Source organism: Acinetobacter lwoffii, assembly GCF_024129355.1.
In the GTDB taxonomy this organism is placed as follows: domain Bacteria; phylum Pseudomonadota; class Gammaproteobacteria; order Pseudomonadales; family Moraxellaceae; genus Acinetobacter; species Acinetobacter lwoffii_I.
Genome location: NZ_JAMXXP010000008.1, coordinates 1 through 18,871 on the forward strand (window position 1 = coordinate 1; position 18,871 = coordinate 18,871).

Annotated in this window: 15 protein-coding genes and 1 rRNA gene; 12 read left to right on the top strand and 4 right to left on the bottom strand. The window is 44.2% G+C overall.

The window, feature by feature from the left end:
* The first annotated feature begins 8 nt into the window (after nucleotides 1–8).
* The 5 genes from rrf to NI468_RS06280 all read left to right on the top strand — a co-directional run bounded on the left by rrf (nucleotide 9) and on the right by NI468_RS06280 (nucleotide 4,644).
* Nucleotides 9–123 (top strand): 5S ribosomal RNA (gene rrf, locus NI468_RS06260).
* A 288-nt stretch (nucleotides 124–411) separates the two neighbouring features.
* The gene (locus NI468_RS06265) at nucleotides 412–1,776 is read left to right on the top strand and encodes an MFS transporter (RefSeq protein WP_253100711.1); all 1,365 of its coding nucleotides are present in this window, start codon (nucleotides 412–414) and stop codon (nucleotides 1,774–1,776) included.
* A 343-nt stretch (nucleotides 1,777–2,119) separates the two neighbouring features.
* On the top strand, nucleotides 2,120–3,469 hold the full coding sequence (locus NI468_RS06270; protein WP_004647700.1) for an aromatic acid/H+ symport family MFS transporter: 1,350 nt from the start codon (nucleotides 2,120–2,122) through the stop codon (nucleotides 3,467–3,469).
* A gap of 135 nt (nucleotides 3,470–3,604) precedes the next feature.
* Nucleotides 3,605–4,285: a hypothetical protein gene (locus tag NI468_RS06275; RefSeq protein WP_253100713.1), complete on the top strand. Its 681-nt coding sequence runs from the start codon at nucleotides 3,605–3,607 to the stop codon at nucleotides 4,283–4,285.
* 35 nt (nucleotides 4,286–4,320) lie between these two features.
* Nucleotides 4,321–4,644: an ankyrin repeat domain-containing protein gene (locus NI468_RS06280; RefSeq protein ID WP_253100715.1), complete on the top strand. Its 324-nt coding sequence runs from the start codon at nucleotides 4,321–4,323 to the stop codon at nucleotides 4,642–4,644.
* Nucleotides 4,645–4,693: 49 nt separating this feature from the next.
* On the opposite strand, the gene NI468_RS06285 is transcribed toward NI468_RS06280, so the two are convergent.
* Nucleotides 4,694–5,245, bottom strand: coding sequence for a type 1 glutamine amidotransferase domain-containing protein (locus tag NI468_RS06285; protein WP_005245514.1), 552 nt, complete (start codon nucleotides 5,243–5,245; stop codon nucleotides 4,694–4,696).
* Nucleotides 5,246–5,611: 366 nt separating this feature from the next.
* Entirely contained in the window at nucleotides 5,612–6,301 is a 690-nt protein-coding gene (locus NI468_RS06290) for a TIGR04219 family outer membrane beta-barrel protein (RefSeq protein ID WP_253100718.1), read from the bottom strand.
* A 134-nt stretch (nucleotides 6,302–6,435) separates the two neighbouring features.
* Between NI468_RS06290 and NI468_RS06295 the strand changes: the two genes are divergently transcribed.
* From NI468_RS06295 to zupT, 4 genes are all read left to right on the top strand, one after another.
* Nucleotides 6,436–7,884: an aldehyde dehydrogenase family protein gene (locus NI468_RS06295; protein ID WP_253100721.1), complete on the top strand. Its 1,449-nt coding sequence runs from the start codon at nucleotides 6,436–6,438 to the stop codon at nucleotides 7,882–7,884.
* A gap of 585 nt (nucleotides 7,885–8,469) precedes the next feature.
* Nucleotides 8,470–9,945 (top strand): sodium-dependent transporter, encoded by a 1,476-nt coding sequence (locus NI468_RS06300; RefSeq protein WP_180075603.1) that lies wholly within the window; start codon nucleotides 8,470–8,472, stop codon nucleotides 9,943–9,945.
* A 10-nt stretch (nucleotides 9,946–9,955) separates the two neighbouring features.
* Nucleotides 9,956–10,066 carry a methionine/alanine import family NSS transporter small subunit gene (locus NI468_RS06305; RefSeq protein ID WP_004647694.1) on the top strand — a complete coding sequence of 37 codons (111 nt, stop codon included), beginning with the start codon at nucleotides 9,956–9,958 and terminating at the stop codon, nucleotides 10,064–10,066.
* Between the two features lie 88 nt (nucleotides 10,067–10,154).
* On the top strand, nucleotides 10,155–10,964 hold the full coding sequence (gene zupT / locus NI468_RS06310) for a zinc transporter ZupT (RefSeq protein ID WP_005268208.1): 810 nt from the start codon (nucleotides 10,155–10,157) through the stop codon (nucleotides 10,962–10,964).
* A 70-nt stretch (nucleotides 10,965–11,034) separates the two neighbouring features.
* Here the strand turns inward: zupT and rsmB are convergent, their stop codons facing one another.
* Entirely contained in the window at nucleotides 11,035–12,342 is a 1,308-nt protein-coding gene (gene rsmB / locus NI468_RS06315) for a 16S rRNA (cytosine(967)-C(5))-methyltransferase RsmB (protein WP_004647692.1), read from the bottom strand.
* Entirely contained in the window at nucleotides 12,339–13,301 is a 963-nt protein-coding gene (gene fmt, locus NI468_RS06320) for a methionyl-tRNA formyltransferase (RefSeq protein ID WP_004647691.1), read from the bottom strand. Before fmt ends, rsmB begins: the two co-directional genes overlap by 4 nt.
* A gap of 408 nt (nucleotides 13,302–13,709) precedes the next feature.
* On the opposite strand from fmt, the gene ilvD (NI468_RS06325) reads away from it, so the two are divergent.
* From ilvD (NI468_RS06325) to ilvD (NI468_RS06335), 3 genes are all read left to right on the top strand, one after another.
* On the top strand, nucleotides 13,710–15,539 hold the full coding sequence (ilvD, locus tag NI468_RS06325; RefSeq protein WP_026055737.1) for a dihydroxy-acid dehydratase: 1,830 nt from the start codon (nucleotides 13,710–13,712) through the stop codon (nucleotides 15,537–15,539).
* Nucleotides 15,540–15,736: 197 nt separating this feature from the next.
* On the top strand, nucleotides 15,737–17,044 hold the full coding sequence (locus tag NI468_RS06330; RefSeq protein WP_253100724.1) for an RNA-guided endonuclease InsQ/TnpB family protein: 1,308 nt from the start codon (nucleotides 15,737–15,739) through the stop codon (nucleotides 17,042–17,044).
* A 126-nt stretch (nucleotides 17,045–17,170) separates the two neighbouring features.
* On the top strand, nucleotides 17,171–18,856 hold the full coding sequence (gene ilvD, locus NI468_RS06335; protein WP_004647688.1) for a dihydroxy-acid dehydratase: 1,686 nt from the start codon (nucleotides 17,171–17,173) through the stop codon (nucleotides 18,854–18,856).
* The last annotated feature ends 15 nt before the right edge of the window (nucleotides 18,857–18,871 follow it).

An 18,871-nucleotide genomic window follows, 5' to 3' on the forward strand; every position in this document is an offset into this window, starting at 1 on the left:
ACAGTTGTGCTGGCGACCATAGCAAGAGTGAACCACCTGATCCCTTCCCGAACTCAGAAGTGAAACCTCTTAGCGCTGATGGTAGTGTGGGGTTACCCATGTGAGAGTAAGTCATCGCCAGCTCATTATTCCAAAACACCCCCGACCATAAGGCCAGGGGTGTTTTTTTTATGCGTGGGTTTTGGTCAAATAGCTCTTGGAATTGTTGAATATTGATTAAAAACTAGACTCATGGGTTTAGATTTTTAAGGAATAAGTAAGACTTTAGTCGGATATTGCATGAAAAGTAGCTGTGTTGAACTAAGTTGTTGCGAAGACATGGCGATAAGAATCATTAAAAATAATAAATAAGAGTTAGGGTCATGTGTCGTGCTGAAAACAACGAAAAAAACTCACAGGAGGTGAGTAAAAATGGCAGAAAACATGAAGCGAGTAGCAAACACTGTAAGTGTGAATGATGTGATTGATCAGGCAAAATTCACTAAATTTCACTTAAGCATTGTATTATGGTGTTTGTTTATTGTCCTATTTGACGGATATGATTTAGCAATTAACGGTGTCGTTCTGCCTCTACTTATGCAAGAGTGGGGCATGAGTGCTGTTCAAGCAGGCATGCTTGCAAGTACAGCACTCGCTGGCATGATGTTTGGTGCCATGCTGTTTGGGATGCTTGCAGACAAAATCGGTCGTAAAAAAGTGATTTTAATTTGTGTCACTTTATTTAGTGCTTTTACATTTTTGGGTGGATTTACCACCACTCCAACAGAGTTTGGTATTTTACGTTTTATTGCTGGTTTAGGGATTGGTGGTGTATTACCAAACTTAGTCGCTCTAACGTCTGAATATGCACCTAAACGTTTAAAAAGTACACTGGTAACCACCATGTTTAGTGGTTATGCCGTAGGTGGGATTATGGCTGCATTATGTGGTACATGGTTTACCCCAAGTTTTGGTTGGGAAATTATGTTCTTCATTGCAGGTATTCCCTTACTTTTTGTTCCATTGTTTTGGAAGTTCTTACCTGAGTCTTTAACTTTCCTCGTTAAAGAACAAAAAGTGAATGAAGCACGTCGTTTTATAAAGCAAGTCGAGCCAACTGCAGACATACAAGCAGATACTGAATTGGTTCTAGCTAGCGCTGATCAGACCCAAAGTGCATCAGTAAAAGCTTTATTTACAGAAAATCGTGCCACAGGAACATTCTTATTTTGGATTGCTTTCTTTATGTGCTTACTCATGCTTTACGCACTTGGAAGCTGGCTACCAAAACTGATGATGGCAGCGGGATATTCTTTAGGCAGCAGTTTAATATTCTTATTAGCACTGAATATTGGTGCCGTGATCGGAACCATTAGCGGTGGTATTTTGGCAGACCGTTTTGACTTTAAGCCTGTTCTTATGAGTATGTTAACTGTCGGTGTACTATCTTTGGTTGGTTTGGGCTTTAATTCTCCAACCCCTGTTATTTATTTACTTGTGAGTTTAGCAGGTGCCTCATCTATTGGTACCAGTATCTTGCTATATAGCTATGTTGCTCAATACTATCCTGTTGCAGTACGTTCTACTGGTATTGGTTGGGCTTCTGCTGTAGGGCGTACAGGTGCAATCGTTGGTCCAATCGTGATTGGTATGCTACTTGGTATGGAGTTACCACATAAATGGAACTTTATCGCGGTGGCAATGCCAGGTATTATTGGCATCATCGCTATTTCAATGATTCGTAAGCCACAACCGGGTCGCGTTATGGTGAAAAAATTAAAAACAGCCAAAATTTAAACTCTCGTAATTGACCTACTCAGTTAAAAAGCTCCTTACTTAAAGGGGCTTTTTCATATCTTTAGTATGAAATTAAATCAATATTCAATTGGTCAAAAGAATAAGCGGATTAAAAGAGCTTAAATATTGGACGAATTAAAAAATAAACATCAATTATTCAAAAGTTTATACTAATAATAGTGTGACATATCACGCAAATAAATGACATTTCCGAGAGCATAGCAGAATATCAATTAGTCTTATTGTGCCTTAAATCCCGCTTGCGTATATTGCCTGACATTGAAGATTGCCTTCAATCTTCAACAAAGATGTTATGGACAAGTACTCATGGGAGATGAGAACGATGACAACGGAAAAAATAGATGTAAATTCTGTAGTCGATAATGCGAAATTCACGCCTTTCCACTTCAATGTAGTTGCTTGGTGTTTACTCATTATCTTATTTGATGGCTACGATTTAGCAATCAATGGTGTGGTTTTACCCTTACTGATGCAAGACTGGGGCTTAAGTGCAGTGCAAGCGGGCATGCTTGCAAGTACCGCACTGGCTGGCATGATGTTTGGTGCGATGATCTTCGGTTCCCTCGCGGACAAGATCGGTCGTAAGAAAGTGATCATGATCTGTATTGTATTATTCAGTGGTTTAACTTTTGCGGGTGGCTTTGCCTCAAATCCAACCGAATTCGGTATTTTACGTTTTCTTGCCGGTCTGGGTATTGGTGGGGTCATGCCGAATCTGGTGGCATTGACTTCGGAATATGCTCCACAAAAAATGCGTAGTACGCTGGTGACCACCATGTTTAGTGGTTATGCAGTCGGTGGCGTAATGGCTGCATTATTGGGTTCATGGTTCACGCCAAGTTTTGGTTGGCAAATCATGTTCTTTATCGCGGGTATTCCACTGTTTTTATTACCAGTGATCTGGAAATTCCTGCCTGAGTCGCTCGCATTTATTGTGAAGCAGAACAAGCAGCCTGAAGCTCGTCGTATTGTACGTCGCTTGGCGCCAAATCTGACAGTTACCGAGAATACAACTTTCACTTTGCCACAGGAAAATGTGCCTGAAGCCGCTAACGTGGTGAGTTTGTTCCGTCGTGGTCGTGCGGTCAATACTTTACTGTTCTGGGTCGCGTTCTTTACTTGTCTGTTAACCATGTATGCACTGAGCAGCTGGTTACCGAAATTAATGATGGCAGCAGGCTACTCGATGGACAACAGCTTGATGTTCATGATGGTGATGAACGTTGGTGCGGTTGTGGGTATTGTCGGTGGTGGTATTCTCGCGGATCGTTTCCACCTGAAACCGGTACTGATGTTCCTCGGTATGATGGGTGCGATTGTGATGAGCTCAATGGGCTTTGCATCTAACCAATTCTTACTTTACATCCTGGTATTCCTGGCGGGTGCAGCGTCGATTGGTTCACAAATGTTGCTATATAGCTATGTTGCGCAGTTCTACCCACTTGCAGTACGTTCGACAGGTATTGGCTGGTCTTCTGCGATCGGTCGTATGGGCGCGATTGTAGGGCCGATCCTGATTGGTGGCTTACTGGGAATGAACCTGCCTGCTTACTTCAACTTTATGGCAGTCGGTTTGCCGGTTCTGATTACTGCAATTGCGGTTGCGTTGATCATGCATGACAATGAGTCTGAAAAAATTGGTTCAATTGAACCCGCAGTGTCTAAAGCTTAAAGCTAAGTTTTTAAATAAGAAGCCTCCGAAAGGGGGCTTTTATTTATATACTTAATTTAAGTATTTTCTAAGTTATTGATATATTAAAAAATAAATTATATATTTATAGAAAATTATTGTAAAAAAGAGATAAAAGTGGCTGATTACATTGATAAAAATATTTTGAGTCAAGCATATATACATGTTGAACCAAAAGGTTTGGATTCTAAGCAAGATTTATTAGTATTTAAAGAACATATTCAAAAATTTGTTGAAACTAGAACTGCATTCTATCTTCATCCAGATATGTCAATAAAAGTTGAATTTGAAGAAGGATCTTTAAAAGCTAGGATCACTGTTTTTGGTGCAATCGGTATACTATTACAGGCAGTTTCTAATTATCCAGATTTACGACAAGGTGTAGCCCTCATCTATAGTGATTCAAAAAGATTAGCAGAATATATTGTTTCTGAAGTTCAATTTTCTACAAAAGCAAAACATGAAGATGTGATTAGATTAGAGGCCAGAACCGGGATAATAGGCTCATTACATAAAATATTATCTCAATTAGAAAGTACTAAAAGAAGTGCTGAGTTAGGAGTGCCTGTAACTGAAATCACTCCAAAGATAGAGCAAGTACATGAGGAAATTGAAGAATTAATTAGAAATATAAATATAAATGATGCGAGTTTAATAAAAAATGGAATCCATGATTTATCTAAGAAAATACCCCTCACTCCAAAAGAACCTAAAGATAAAGTTAACTTACAACAAGATATTGCTTTATATAGAGATCGAAGAAGAAAATTGGTAGGATTATTTGAAAAAGCAAAATGAATATAAGATTCATTATTTAAGTGAGTAAACTATTTATGAAACTCAACTCATTCTCCCCAATCCCTGAAGATGATGACGAATTACATCTTCCTGAACTGGTGTACTGGGCATCTTTAGGCGATGTTGAACAGGTCGAAGAGGGCTTACAGGAAGGTCTGGACGTCAACTCAGCCGATGAAGAAGGCTATAGCGCCCTACAAGCCGCTGCTGAAAATGATCATCTGGACGTGGTCAAACTTCTGGTCAGCAAGGGTGCAGATATTGCACATCGCAGTCCACATACAGCTTTAGAGCTGGCTGAAATGGCAGGCAATAAAGAGGTGGTGGCTTATCTGAAAAGTCTGGCCGGAGGTGTCTGAATATAAAAAAAGAACCTCAATGCTGAGGTTCTTTTTTTAGTGTAGGAGCTTAGGCAGCTTCGCCTTCAAGCTCTTTTAAGATCGCTTCATTGAAAGCCGGTAAATCGTCCGGATTGCGTGAAGTAATCAGTACCCAGTCACCTGTATTGCAGCGGTGGACTTCTTCGTCGACCCATTTCCCGCCGGCATTTTCCAGATCTAGCTTGATGCTCTTATATGAGGTCAGATTCTTGTCTTTGATGCGCTGTGCATCAATCAGGGTCCATGGCCCATGACAGATTGCGGCAATCGGTTTGTGATTGTCGGCAAAATGCTGAATGATTTTTTGCGCATCCTGATTGATTCTCAAGGTATCCGCATTGACTGTACCGCCGGGAATCACCAAAAGATCATAATCATTCAGATCGACGTGTTCAAGACTGGTATCCGGCGTATATTGGGTGGCAGCTTTGGTATCACCTTTGACCGTCGCGACATCTTCATTTTTTTCTGCAGCATGAATGACTTCAAAACCTTTGGACTTTAGAAAATTTAAAGGCTCAGTGAGTTCATCATGTTCAATGCCTTGATTGGATGTAATAAAGAGGACCTTTTTTACCATGATTGCTGTTCCCAAAAAATGTGAGGATTTTTAGCTTAACAACAAGGCGATTCTTACAATGTTGGAGTTTTAGCTCGGAACTGTTAAGCAATGATAAATAAAATAATAGGCAGAAAAAAAGCCCCGACATCCTGTCGGGGCTTTTTCGTATCTTGTGATTTAGGTATAACTCCTGTCGTACCTCACGTCCTGGTGTTGCGATGTTATTCTTGTTTTTAGGTCTTCTGGAGCATCCTGCTCTCTATGTTTATAAAGTAATACACATCCCGGTGGCGCACTAGCAGCAGATTGCGGTTATTGCTGTACGCTTTGGCTTACATCAGCGCAGAGAAATTGAGCTGTGCAAGCTTAACCAGTTGTATTGCATTAAAAATGCACATCTAGACCGATATAAGGGCCTTTAAATTCCAGCTGTAAATCTGGACGTTGATCCTGTTCAAAATCCACTTGCATGATGCGATAACCGATTTTGGCACCGACATCGACCAGCAGATTATCAATGAAATCATATTGCAGTTCGGCTTGTACATCGGTCTTTCGGGTATCACTGCCGTGACTGTAAACCGCTTCTGCTTGGGCACTCAGTCCGGTAAAGGGTAATTTAACCCCGGCTGTTGCATAGAGCAGTGGGCTGTATTCATCCAGATCGTATTGAGTGAAAACTCCGGTCGTCAGGTTTTTCACAGTACCATCCAGATTGGTTAAACCTGCGCCTATATCCGCATGCACAATAGTATCTAGCAATTCATAATACAGAATATAGTCAATATTGTTCAGCTCAATTTCTGAGGCATTGATAAGAGAACTCTGTTCGCTATTGCTGTCCAGATTGACGTATTTAATCTTGGCATTTGGTAACAATGGCACAGGATGTTCTACAGCGACAGATAGCTGCGCTGTACCTTGTCGATCTAGCTCATGCTTGAAATTGTTATCCTGACTATAGCCGTCAAAATCCCAGTAACTGAGATCTGCTTTCACGCCGATTACATCTGCATGACTGAGCGCACTGAGTCCAAAACCGAAGAATAAGGTGGTGAGTATTTTTGCGCGCATGGCTCTATTCCCTAAAGCTTTATTAAAATTGGAGGTGTCTGGTTACTTAAAAACATCTTCTTAATATGGAGTAGCAAGTGCATGATATAGAGAATTTCAAAAATGTATATCCTTGGATTTTGCAGGACAATAAGATGGTAGCGAGAAGCACACAACAAACGAAAGAGTATGCATTATATGTCGCCGGTCAGGCCGTTCAGACGGGTGAATGGTTAGAGGTCAAACATAAATATAACCACGAACTGTATGCCCGTGTCGCCTTGGCTGATGCCAATACACTGGAACAGGCGATTCAGTCTGCCGTAGATGCTGAAGCCGAAATGGCTGCCTTGGAGCCGTTTCAGAAACAGAAAATTCTGCTGCATTGCGTACGCCGTTTTCGTGAGATTCATGAAGAACTGACTGAAATTCTGATTGCAGAAGGGGGCAAGCCGCGTAAAGCAGCCGAAGCCGAAGTTGAACGTCTGATTAATACTTTCCAGATTGCCGCAGATGCCGTGACCCAAGTTGATCAGGGACGTATGCTGCCTTTGGCCGTGACTGCGGCAGCATCCGGTTATCGGGGCATTGTAAAACAGGTGCCGATTGGTGCAGTGTCTTTGATTAGTCCGTTTAATTTTCCTTTAAACCTGACCGCGCATAAAATTGCTCCTGCGATTGCAGCCGGTTGTCCCTTTGTGCTGAAACCACCTAGCCTGACCCCGATTTCTGCCTTAAAAATTGCTGAAATTCTGGCGGAAACCGATTTACCGCGAGGTGCGTTTTCGGTATTGCCCTGTCCGCGAGAGCTGGCTGATCTACTGGTCACCGATGAGCGTTTTAAATTACTCAGTTTTACCGGTTCCGATGCTGTAGGCTGGGATATGAAAGCGCGTGCCGGTCGTAAAAAAGTGGTCTTGGAGCTGGGTGGCAATGCTGCTGTCATGATTGAGCCAGATACCGAAATTAACGATGCCTTGATTAACCGTCTAATTGGCGGGGCGTATAACCATGCCGGACAGGTGTGTATCAGTGTGCAACGCATTTTGGTGCATCAGCAGATTTATACTGAAGTGAAGGACAAACTGCTGGCGAAACTGAAAACGATTAAAGCCGCTGATCCGAATCTGAGCACAACCTTGGTTGGTCCGATGATCAAGGAAGATGAAGCCAAACGCCTGAAAAAATGGCTGGATAAAGCCGTGAAAAAAGACGCGAAAATCCTGATTGGAGGCGAATTGAATGGTGTGATGTTCGCACCGACCTTGCTGGAAAATGTAGACCACAGTCTGGAAATCTACCGTGATGAAGCCTTTGGCCCGGTGGCAATTCTGGAAGCGTATGCTGATTTCGAATCCGGTATTGCCTGTATCAACCGCAGCCGTTTTGGCTTGCAAGCTGGAGTGTATACTCAGAATCTGAACAAGATGCTGTATGCCTGGGATCATCTGCATGTCGGCGGTGTCATTATCAATGATATTCCGTCTTTCCGGGTCGATAACATGCCTTATGGCGGGGTCAAAGATTCAGGTCTGGGTCGTGAAGGAATTCAGTCAGCCATTCGCGACATGCGGGAAGAGCGCATGCTGGTGATTAAAGCCTAAGTTTAGAATACTCATCGCTTCGATATCACAGGCAGCTTGTTTTAAATCTGCTTGTGATATTTAAACCGGTTTTTAAAGAGGTCAAAATTCCATGAGAGAATTTGATTTCCCATATCACGGCTTGGTCATGTGCCTTAGTATGAGCCGTTTCATCTTCAAATAATGATCTAAAAACAGATGCTGGATCAGAGTCTTGGAATACATTTTTTGAAACAGCGACCCTGTAGTAAAACTTAAGAAAAATATATTCCAAAAAGTTTGTCAATATATAACTTGTTTAATCTGCCTTATTTTGCAGAATTATTGAACGCTTAATTCGAATAGATTATAAATAACGAATATTTTAAGCAGAATTTACAGAAAAAATTTAAAAAAGTCAGTATTGTTAAATCATCTACAAGGTCAGTTTTTCGATCAGACTTTAAGCAAGATGTAAGACCTGCTGACCTGTTTGTACATTAGAATTCGACGCCCACAAGGTGCCCTCTAATTCAAACACCCAAAATTATTGAAAATCCTTCTTTTTTTGCTTGCGCCATAACCATAACAAGCAGCATCTAAAGGGGTTAAAAGTTTAGGTGTTCTATGACAGAAACTCGTGAGAATTGGTCCGCACGATCAGGATTCATTATTGCAGCGATTGGTTCCGCCGTTGGCTTGGGGAATATCTGGCGTTTCCCTTATGTTGCCTATGAAAATGGTGGCGGGGCATTCCTGATCCCCTATCTGATTGCGATTTTCGCAGCAGGTTTACCTTTATTGTTTTTAGACTATGCGGTCGGACACAAGTTCCGTAAAGCACCGCCTATGGCCTATAAAAAACTCATGAATGCCGAATCCTTGGGTTGGTGGCAGGTCATGGTCACTCTGGTGATCGGGATTTACTATGCCAGCGTCTTGTCCTGGGCTGGCAGCTATATGTTCTATTCCTTTGGACAGCAGTGGGGCACAGATACCCAAGGCTTCTTCTTCAATACTTACCTGCAAAATGGTGAGGGTCTGACGCTCGGTTTTGTACCTGTGCTGTTCTTTGGTCTGGTGGTCGTTTGGGCAGCAGTCATGCTGATTCTTTACGGTGGAGTACGCCGTGGGGTGGAACTGGCGAATAAAATCTTTATGCCATTGCTGGTGATTTTATTCACGATCCTAGTGATTCAGGCAGTACGTTTACCTGGTGCAGTCGATGGCTTAAATGCTTTCTTCACGCCGAACTGGGAAGCGATGGCCAACTATAAAGTCTGGTTAGCCGCTTTTGGTCATATCTTTTTCTCACTATCAGTGGGCTTCGGGATCATGTTGACCTATGCATCTTACCTGAAACGCAAAACCAACCTGACTGGTTCCGGGATTGTGGTGGCACTGGCCAACTCGTCTTTTGAAATTCTGGCGGGTATTGGTGTCTTTGCCGCGCTTGGTTTTATGGCGTTCAGCTCAGGTGCGAAAGTTGAAGATGTGGTGTCTGGCGGTATCGGTCTGGCCTTTATTGCGTTTCCGAAAATCATTTCCAGTTTAGGCGCAGGCGGTGACCTGTTTGGCTTCCTGTTCTTCGCTTCATTGACGGTTGCCGGTATTACCTCGATGGTGAGCATCCTGCAAGTTCCGATTGCTGCGTTCCAAGACAAACTGGGCTGGTCAAAGAATAAGTCAGTAACGATTATTGCTGGTGGTTCAGCGGTGATTTCTACCCTGATGTTCTCGACACATAGTGCCATTACCTTTGTCGATATCATCGACTACTTTGCTAATAACATCGGTATTGTCGGTGGTGGTCTGTTATCGATTATTCTGTTGTCTTGGTTCCGTCGCCCATTAATGAAACAACTGGAAGGCCATGTGAATGAGTTTGCCAGCGTGAAACTGGGTGCGAGCTGGAACTTCATGCTAACGGTGATCACGCCTTTGTCATTATTGCTGGCATTGGGCCTGACCCTGAAATCGATCATGGCAGAAGGTTATGGTGGCTATGCTGCCAGTACCCTATGGATGGTAGGTGGAGGAGTGATGGCATTCTTTATTCTGGGTGCCATTCTGTTCAGCCTGATCAAAGACCGTCACAGCTAGGAGAGCGACTATGAATACATCTGCACTAATTATGATGATCATCTCTATCGTTTTATTATGGGGTGGTCTGGTACTGGCTGTGATTCATCTGGCAAAAAATCCGGAAGAACCAGAAGACTAAAAATCTTCACATAAACCTACTGTTACCAGAAATAGAAGTCATTATCATCCTTGATGATAATGACTTTTTTAATGGCTGATGCTTTGACATGATTTCCGTTTCAGATGGACAAGTCTATACAGCCTTTGCCGTGACTTTATTTGCCGGGCTAGCCACCGTAGTGGGTGGGGGACTGGTATTATTCTTAAAAAAACCTAATTTCCGTTTGCTGGCCTTTGGTCTGGCCTTTGCTGCCGGTGCCATGATTTATGTCTCTTTAACCGAAATTCTGAACAAATCGATCGCGTCCTTTAGCCTGGATTTTGATGAAAAAACCGGTTTTGCCTTTGGCACTTTTGCTTTTTTACTGGGCGTGGTTTTGGTGTTATTGCTGGATCGCTTTGTGCCGAATCCGCATGACACGATTGAAACCCATTCTGCCAAGGGCGTCAGTTCCCCCCAATTACTGCGTACCGGTATGCTGACCCTGTTTGCGATTAGCGCACATAACCTGCCAGAAGGACTGGCGACGTTTTTTGCCACACTAGAAAGCCCAGCTTTAGGTGCGCCGTTGGCGGTGGCAATTGCGATTCATAATGTGCCAGAAGGTGTGGCGATAGCCTTGCCGGTATATATGGCCACCGGCCGTAAAGATTATGCGCTCTGGGCCAGTCTGGTCTCGGGCCTGGCCGAACCATTGGGGGCAGCGCTCGGTTATTTTATTCTGGCACCTTATATGAGTGAAACCGTCTATGGTCTGATCTTTGGGGTGATTGGCGGCGTGATGGTTTATCTGGCACTGGATGAATTATTGCCGACGGCAAAACGCTATGCCAAAGGACATGAAACGGTATATGGGCTGGTCAGTGGCATGGCTGCATTGGCCAGCAGTCTGGTGATTTTTAAGTTTATTCAATAAACCTCATATTCACTAAATCACGAGATATAAAAAAGGCAGCTTAGGCTGCCTTTCATTTTAAACGCATGATTTATGCCGTTTTTTCAATACGGCAATAGAAGAAGCCGTCGCCTTGATCCGCTTTCGGTAACAATTGACGGCCATGAATCTGTTCGATGCCCCAATCGGCTTCGATTTTGATTTCTTTGGCATCGGCATGTTGAGCAAAGAACTCGACCATCTGTTGTTCATTTTCGGCTTTCAGAATTGAACAGGTGATGTACAGCAACGTACCACCAACTTTCAGTTGCTGCCACATATTTTCCAGAATCTGCTTTTGCAGATGTACCGTTTGCGGAATATCTGTAGAGTGACGTAGCAAGCGAATATCCGGATGACGACGGATCACACCAATTGCGGAACATGGTGCATCCAGCACGATACAATCCACCGACTCAGGTGCTGTCCAAGTGATCGCATCAGCCGCGATAATTTCAACTTCCGCATATTCAGTTAATAGTAAACGTTCCAGATTTTCTGCCACACGGACTAAACGTTTGGCATCCTGATCAATCGCATAAAGCTTTTTCGGGCTATATTTTTCCAGAATGTGCGCGGTCTTACCCCCTGGAGCGGCGCAGGCATCTACCACGACTTTGCCTTCAAGGTCAGGAACTAAGGTCGCACATAGCTGGGCATGTTCATCCTGAACCGAGAAACCACCGGCTTCATAGCCTGGCAGATTCGGAATATGGACATTCTGTTCCAGAACGATGCCAACTTCGGAAAGAGTGCAGGCACGCGCCTCATAACCTTCTTCTTCCAGAATTTCCAGATATTCATCGCGGCTGACCTGGTTGACATTGACACGCAAGGTGAGCGGCGCAATCTGTTTCAAGTCATGCGACAGTTCGGCAAGCTGTTCTGGCCAGTCTTTCTTTAAACGCTTGTAGAGCCAGCTTGGCAGACCATGCGCCTGATTTAAAGCCAGGTCAAATTCTTCTGTTTCACGTGAAACACGACGCAGAACGGCATTGACCAGACCGCTTAAAGGTTCAAAGCCCAGCTGTTTGGCTGCAGTCACGGTTTCTGAAATCGCAGCATGCGCCGGAATACGGGTACATAGAATCTGATACAAACCCAGATATAAGCAGCTTTCTAAAGCTTGGTTATCAAGAGGTTTGGTTAATAAAGGTAAAGTAATGGCTTTCAGGCCATGCCACTGACGTAAACAGCCCAAAGTTAACTCGTGATACAGACCACGGTCACGCTCAGACACGATGTTGATATGTTGATTGAGTACAGAAGCAAGTGATTGGCCGTTTTGTACAGCCAATAGGGTTTTTACAACTTGCGCGCGCAAATTCAAGTTTTTAGCTGATGATTGAATTTGGCTCATGCGAATTTATATCCTACCGATAGTTTTTGAGTTTGATTAATTTGAACAGCATTCAGGGCTTTGCCACCTGGCCATTGCAGATTGGTGATGCAAATAGCATGTTGATCACCACACATCACATGCACGCCATCTTTATCCAGGGCAATCACTTCACTAGGCAGGGCATTGCTTGCCTTTTGTGTGGAAAGTGATGAATTCCAGATGCGTAAATTGTTGCCGTCATCTAGCGGGGTGAATGCCACTGGCCAGGGATTAAAGGCACGAATATTACGGTCAATATCTGCTGCAGGCTGGGTCCAGTCAATTTGTGCTTCGGCTTTTGTCAGTTTATGCGCGTAGACAGTCAGATTTTCATCCTGAACTTCACGGGTCTCAAGATAGTGCTGTAAAGTCTGTTCCGATTCGAGCACGGCCACAATCGCCTCAGCACCTTGCAGCGCCAGTTTGTCATGCAGGCTGGCAGATGTATCTTCGGCGCTAATCGGGCACAGTGTTTTATACATCATGTCCCCGGTATCCAGACCGGCTGCCATTTTCATAATGGTCACACCTGTTTCGATATCGCCGGTAGCAATCGCGCGCTGAATCGGGGCTGCACCGCGCCAGCGTGGCAACAGCGAACCATGAATATTCAGGCAACCATATTTTGGCGTATCCAGAACCACTTGTGGCAGGATCAGGCCATAAGCTGCCACCACCATCACATCTGCATTTAAGGCTTTAAGTTCCGCTTGCGCCGCCAGACCTTCTTCAGTCGATGACTTGAAATGTAAAGGCTGATAGACCGAAAGATGATGTTCAAGCGCTAACTGCTTCACCGCAGATGCCGTGAGCTTTTGTCCACGTCCGGCCTTGCGGTCCGGTTGAGTATAGACCGCCACAATTTCATGTTCGGTTCTAAGCAACGCAGCCAATGCAGTCGCTGCAAATTCTGGTGTGCCTGCAAATATGATCTTCACACATGAAATTCCAAATAAACTTAAAAGCTATTATAAGCCAAAAGCCAAATTTCAGCCTAATCGTTGCAAAAACTTATCCGAGAAGCTTGGTGAGTGCTTGAATTTCAGTGGAATTTTTATATAAAAAAAACTCATGCAAATTGTAAAAATTATTCATGAAAGTTTTGTATTGTCCTGATGATGATGGCGGTATAGTAGATTTCATTAAGAAATTTTTATCGTCAGATCATCCAAATCTCTCTATAGACATTTTTGCCTGTATCTACACCCAAAAGGCCATCTTGTAAATCAAGGGCTTGTAGTATGATAGGTTTAAAATTCAACTGATTTAAGCTCCTTGTCAGTATGATTTAGCCAGAGTGGATCTGCCCGATTCATTGCAAGCTCAAACTTTGTTGGAAATATAAAATGCCTGACTATCGTTCAAAAACATCGACACACGGAAGAAATATGGCTGGCGCACGCGGTTTATGGCGTGCCACCGGCATGAAAGATGAAGATTTCGGTAAGCCGATTATTGCGGTGGTGAACTCGTTCACCCAGTTTGTACCGGGTCATGTGCATCTTAAAGACCTGGGTCAGCTGGTGGCACGTCAAATTGAAGCGTCAGGCGGCGTGGCCAAAGAATTCAATACTATTGCGGTCGATGACGGCATCGCGATGGGTCATGATGGCATGTTGTATTCATTGCCTTCGCGTGACCTGATTGCAGACTCGGTCGAGTACATGGTCAATGCCCATTGTGCCGATGCGATGGTATGTATCTCGAACTGTGACAAGATCACCCCAGGCATGTTAATGGCCGCGATGCGTCTGAACATTCCAGTAGTATTTGTCTCTGGCGGTCCAATGGAAGCGGGCAAGGTCAAAATCCGTGGCAATGAAAAAGCCATTGATCTGGTTGATGCCATGATTGTTGCAGCAGATGACAGCTTCACTGATGAAGAAGTTGCTGAATATGAACGTTCAGCTTGCCCAACCTGTGGTTCATGTTCAGGCATGTTTACCGCAAACTCGATGAACTGTTTGACTGAAGCACTTGGTTTATCGCTTCCGGGCAATGGTTCAACGCTGGCAACCCATGCCAACCGTAAAAAATTATTCGAGCGTGCGGGTCAATTGATTGTTGAAATCACTAAACGTCATTATGAGCAAAATGACTACAGCTTATTGCCACGTTCAATCGCGACCAAAGCAGCGTTTGAAAATGCGATGACTTTAGACATTTCCATGGGTGGTTCAACCAATACGGTTCTACATTTGTTGGCAGCAGCACACGAGGCAGAAGTCGACTTTACCATGACTGACATCGATCGTTTGTCACGTAATGTGCCAGTTCTTTGTAAGGTTGCGCCGGCGAAGCAGGACGTGCATATGGAAGATGTACACCGTGCCGGTGGCATCATGTCGATCCTGGGTGAACTGGATCGCGCGGGCTTGCTGGATACTTCTGTTCCAACCGTGCATGAAAAAACTTTAAAAGATGCCTTGGATAAATGGGACATCATCCGTACCGAAGATGAAGAGGTGTATCAATTCTTCAAATCGGCACCGGGCGGTGTTCCGACCCAGACCGCATTCTCGCAAGACCGTTACTATGCGCGCTTAGATGGTGACCGTGACAATGGCGTGATCCGTAATGCAGCCAATGCCTTCTCACAAGATGGTGGTCTAGCGGTACTTTACGGCAACATCGCGCTAGAAGGCTGTATCGTAAAAACTGCGGGTGTGGATGATTCAATCCTGAAATTCAACGGGACTGCACGTGTGTTTGAAAGTCAGGATGCTGCAGTTGAAGCCATTCTTGGCGGCAAAATCACTGCGGGTGATGTCGTCGTGATTCGCTATGAAGGTCCACGTGGTGGCCCGGGTATGCAGGAAATGCTGTATCCAACCAGTTACTTAAAATCGAAAGGTTTGGGTAAAGACTGCGCACTTTTAACGGATGGCCGTTTCTCGGGTGGTTCGTCTGGTCTGTCGATTGGTCACGTGTCGCCTGAAGCGGCTGAAGGCGGTGCAATTGGTCTGGTGGAAGATGGCGACCGTATCGAAATTGATATTCCAAACCGTACCATTCACCTGGCAGTGGATGATGCAACCATGGCAGCGCGCCGTGAAGCACAAGAAGCCAAAGGCTGGCAGCCTGCTGAACAGCGTCCGCGTAAAGTGTCTAAAGCACTGAAAGCGTATGCGATGCATACTACTAGTGCGTCGAAAGGTGCGGTACGTGATATCTAATTTGTAATTTTACAGATTTAAATAGCACTCCAGATGGGGTGCTTTTTTTATACAAGAAACTATCTTAAAATGAAAGAGGACTCCACCCGACAGTCAGGGTGGAGGTGAATTTCGTAAGTTTTTTAATTTAGCTTTAATTCGTTTTTATGTTAAAATAAAAGAAATATAACATTGTATTTAAATAAGTTTTAAAAAAAATGAAAATCAACAAGGCGTATAAATTTAGGCTTGAGCCTAATGAAGAGCAAGAGGTTATTTTAAACAATCTTGTTGGTTCTGCGCGTTTTGTTTGGAATCAAATTTTAGTTGTGTCATTTGAAATGTTTGCAAAGAATGAATTTATCAATGCAACCAATTTGGTGAATAAAATCACCAGTCTTAAAAAGAATCCTGAATATGCTTTTTTAGCAAATCATTCTAATGCTGTTTCCCTACAGCAAAAAATTCGTGATCTGGCTTCGGCTTGGACAAGGTTTTTCAATGCAAAAGAACATGCAAGATTAAAAGAAAATAAGCGTAAACCACGCAAGCCCAAATTCCTCAAACTCACTGATGGTTCTGAAATCCAGTTACGCCCACTGATGCCTAGATTTAAGAAAAAATCAGATGGTTACGATTCAATTAGATTGGTGCAATTTGATAAATATTGTCGAATTGAGGGTAATCGAGTTAAGCTGCCAAATGGCATAGGATTTGTGAAATTTAGAAAATCACAAGATATTCTAGGCACAATTAAGAATGTGACAATCAGTAAGAGATCAGGTCATTGGTATATTTCATTTGGCAGTGAAAAAGAGTTATTGGAAAATCCAGTACATCCATCCAAAACCGCAGTTGGTGCTGATTTAGGTGTCAAGAAATTAGTCACAACATCTGAGGGTGAGGTATTTAACCCAAAGAACAGTTTTAAAACCAACCAAATTAAATTAGCTAAACTTCAACGTAAGTTGAGCAAAAAAGTGAAGTTTAGTGAAAATTGGAAAAAGTTGAACACCACAATTAACAAGCTACATTATCATATTGCCAATATTCGGCATGACTACCTACATAAAGTCACGACAACTCTCAGCAAAAACCACGCAATGATCGTAGTTGAGGACTTAAAAGTAGCCAATATGTCGAAGTCAGCAAGTGGCACAATCGAGAAAAAAGGAAAGAATGTCAAAGCCAAGTCGGGCTTAAACAAGGCAATCCTAGATCAAGGTTGGTCAATGCTTGTTGATATGTTGGAGTACAAACAACAATGGCGAGGTGGTTTACTCGTTAAGATTGACCCGAAATACACAAGTCAAACGTGTAGCTCCTGCGGTCATGTTGCAAAAGAAAATAGGCTTACTCAGGCACATTTTGAATGTGTTGCGTGTGGCTTTAGCGAGAATGCGGATATTAACGCTTCTCGTAATATTTTGGCGGTGGGACACACCGTTTTGTCTGTGGAGGGTGGATGCGGTAAAGGTTGCCCGATGAAGCAGAAAGCAAGCGAAATCCGTGAGGAAGTCACCTAAGAGCTGATGCTTTTAGAATCCCCCACTTGAATAAAGTGAAAGTGGTGGGAGTATGTCAAACAATGGCCTTAAAATAAATTGTCCAAGACCGACACTTAAAATCGGTCATCGCCCAGGAAGAGAATAATGAGTAAAGATAATATCCGCGAGCATTCTGCCCCTGTTTATGAAGGTATTGAAAATGCACCGGCGCGTTCCATGATGCGTGCTACCGGTTTTAAAGATGCCGATTTTGAACGGCCATTTATTGGCATCGCTTCGACCTGGGCCAATGTCACGCCTTGTAATATGCATATTGATGGTCTGGCCAGAACCGTAGAGCAGGGCGTGAGTGCGGCGGGTGGCAAGGGCATTATCTTTAATACCATTACCATTTCAGATGGCATTTCCAATGGCACCGACGGCATGAAATATTCCCTGCTGTCACGGGAAGTGATCGCAGATTCGATTGAAACCGTGGTCGGCTGTCAGGCTTATGATGGTGTGATTGCCATTGGTGGCTGTGACAAAAATATGCCCGGCTGCATCATGGGATTGGCGCGCCTCAACCGTCCGGGGCTGTTTATTTATGGCGGAACCATCAAACCGGGTGAAGGTCATACCGACATGATTTCAGTGTTTGAAGCGGTGGGTCAATATGCCAAAGGTGAAATCAACGCGATTCAGGTCAAGCATATTGAAGAGGTTTCCTTGCCAGGTCCGGGTTCGTGTGGCGGTATGTACACGGCCAACTCGATGGCCTCTGCGATTGAAGCTTTAGGCATGAGCCTGCCGGGCTCTTCGGCACAGGAAGCGGTATCGGAAGACAAGCAAATTGACTGTGCCCGGGCCGGTGAAGCGGTGATGAACCTGTTGCGACTGGATATTAAGCCGCGCGACATCATGACCAAAGCCGCCTTTGAAAACTCGATTAAAGTCTTGATTGCGCTGGGTGGTTCGACCAATGGTGTACTGCATCTTTTAGCCATGGCACATACAGCAGGAGTGGAATTGAGTCTGGATGATTTCGTGCGGATTGGTAAAGATATTCCGGTGGTGGCCGACGTGCGTCCATCAGGTAAATATCTGATGTCAGAACTGATTGCGATTGGTGGAATTCAACCACTGATGAAGCGCATGCTGGATGCCGGCATGCTGGATGGCTCATGTCTGACGGTCACAGGTAAGACGCTGGCAGAAAATCTGGCCGATGTGCAGGACTATCCGGAAGGCCAGCAGATTATTCTGCCTTTTGATGCGCCAGTGAAAAAAGACTCACATCTGGTGATTCTAAAAGGCAATCTGTCACCGAAGGGCGCGGTCGCCAAAATTACCGGTAAGGAAGGACTGCATTTTGCTGGCCCGGCTCGCGTGTTTGAAGGTGAGCAGGGTGCCATGCGCGGTATTCTGGATGGCGAAGTCCAGCCGGGTGAAGTGGTGGTGATTCGTGGCGTTGGTCCCAAAGGTGGCCCGGGAATGCCAGAAATGCTGAAACCGACCTCTGCGATTATCGGGAAGGGCTTAGGCGCTTCAGTTGCCCTGATTACCGATGGACGCTTCTCGGGTGGCAGTCACGGTTTTGTGATTGGTCATGTCACCCCCGAAGCTTATGATGGCGGCCCGATTGGTCTGGTACAAAATGGCGACCAGATTTCAATTAATGCGGAAACCCGGGAAATGACCTGGCATGTGGATGAGCCGGAGATTGCAGCACGTCAAGCAGCCTGGATCAAACCAAAACCGAACTATACCCATGGAGCACTGGCCAAATTCGCCAAACTGACCTCAGGTGCAGAAACCGGGGCGGTCACTGACTTGAATCTTGACCTCTAATCCATTGTTAAACAT

Excerpts from the sequence above, each read along its gene's own strand:
- ilvD (WP_026055737.1), top strand. The coding sequence starts at position 13,710 with ATGCCTGACTATCGTTCAAAAACATCGACACACGGAAGAAATATGGCT.
- NI468_RS06295 (WP_253100721.1), top strand. The coding sequence starts at position 6,436 with ATGGTAGCGAGAAGCACACAACAAACGAAAGAGTATGCATTATATGTC.
- NI468_RS06265 (WP_253100711.1), top strand. The coding sequence starts at position 412 with ATGGCAGAAAACATGAAGCGAGTAGCAAACACTGTAAGTGTGAATGAT.
- NI468_RS06290 (WP_253100718.1), bottom strand. The coding sequence starts at position 6,301 with ATGCGCGCAAAAATACTCACCACCTTATTCTTCGGTTTTGGACTCAGT.
- NI468_RS06280 (WP_253100715.1), top strand. The coding sequence starts at position 4,321 with ATGAAACTCAACTCATTCTCCCCAATCCCTGAAGATGATGACGAATTA.
- NI468_RS06305 (WP_004647694.1), top strand. The coding sequence starts at position 9,956 with ATGAATACATCTGCACTAATTATGATGATCATCTCTATCGTTTTATTA.
- NI468_RS06300 (WP_180075603.1), top strand. The coding sequence starts at position 8,470 with ATGACAGAAACTCGTGAGAATTGGTCCGCACGATCAGGATTCATTATT.
- zupT (WP_005268208.1), top strand. The coding sequence starts at position 10,155 with ATGATTTCCGTTTCAGATGGACAAGTCTATACAGCCTTTGCCGTGACT.
- rsmB (WP_004647692.1), bottom strand. The coding sequence starts at position 12,342 with ATGAGCCAAATTCAATCATCAGCTAAAAACTTGAATTTGCGCGCGCAA.
- NI468_RS06270 (WP_004647700.1), top strand. The coding sequence starts at position 2,120 with ATGACAACGGAAAAAATAGATGTAAATTCTGTAGTCGATAATGCGAAA.
- NI468_RS06330 (WP_253100724.1), top strand. The coding sequence starts at position 15,737 with ATGAAAATCAACAAGGCGTATAAATTTAGGCTTGAGCCTAATGAAGAG.
- NI468_RS06285 (WP_005245514.1), bottom strand. The coding sequence starts at position 5,245 with ATGGTAAAAAAGGTCCTCTTTATTACATCCAATCAAGGCATTGAACAT.
- ilvD (WP_004647688.1), top strand. The coding sequence starts at position 17,171 with ATGAGTAAAGATAATATCCGCGAGCATTCTGCCCCTGTTTATGAAGGT.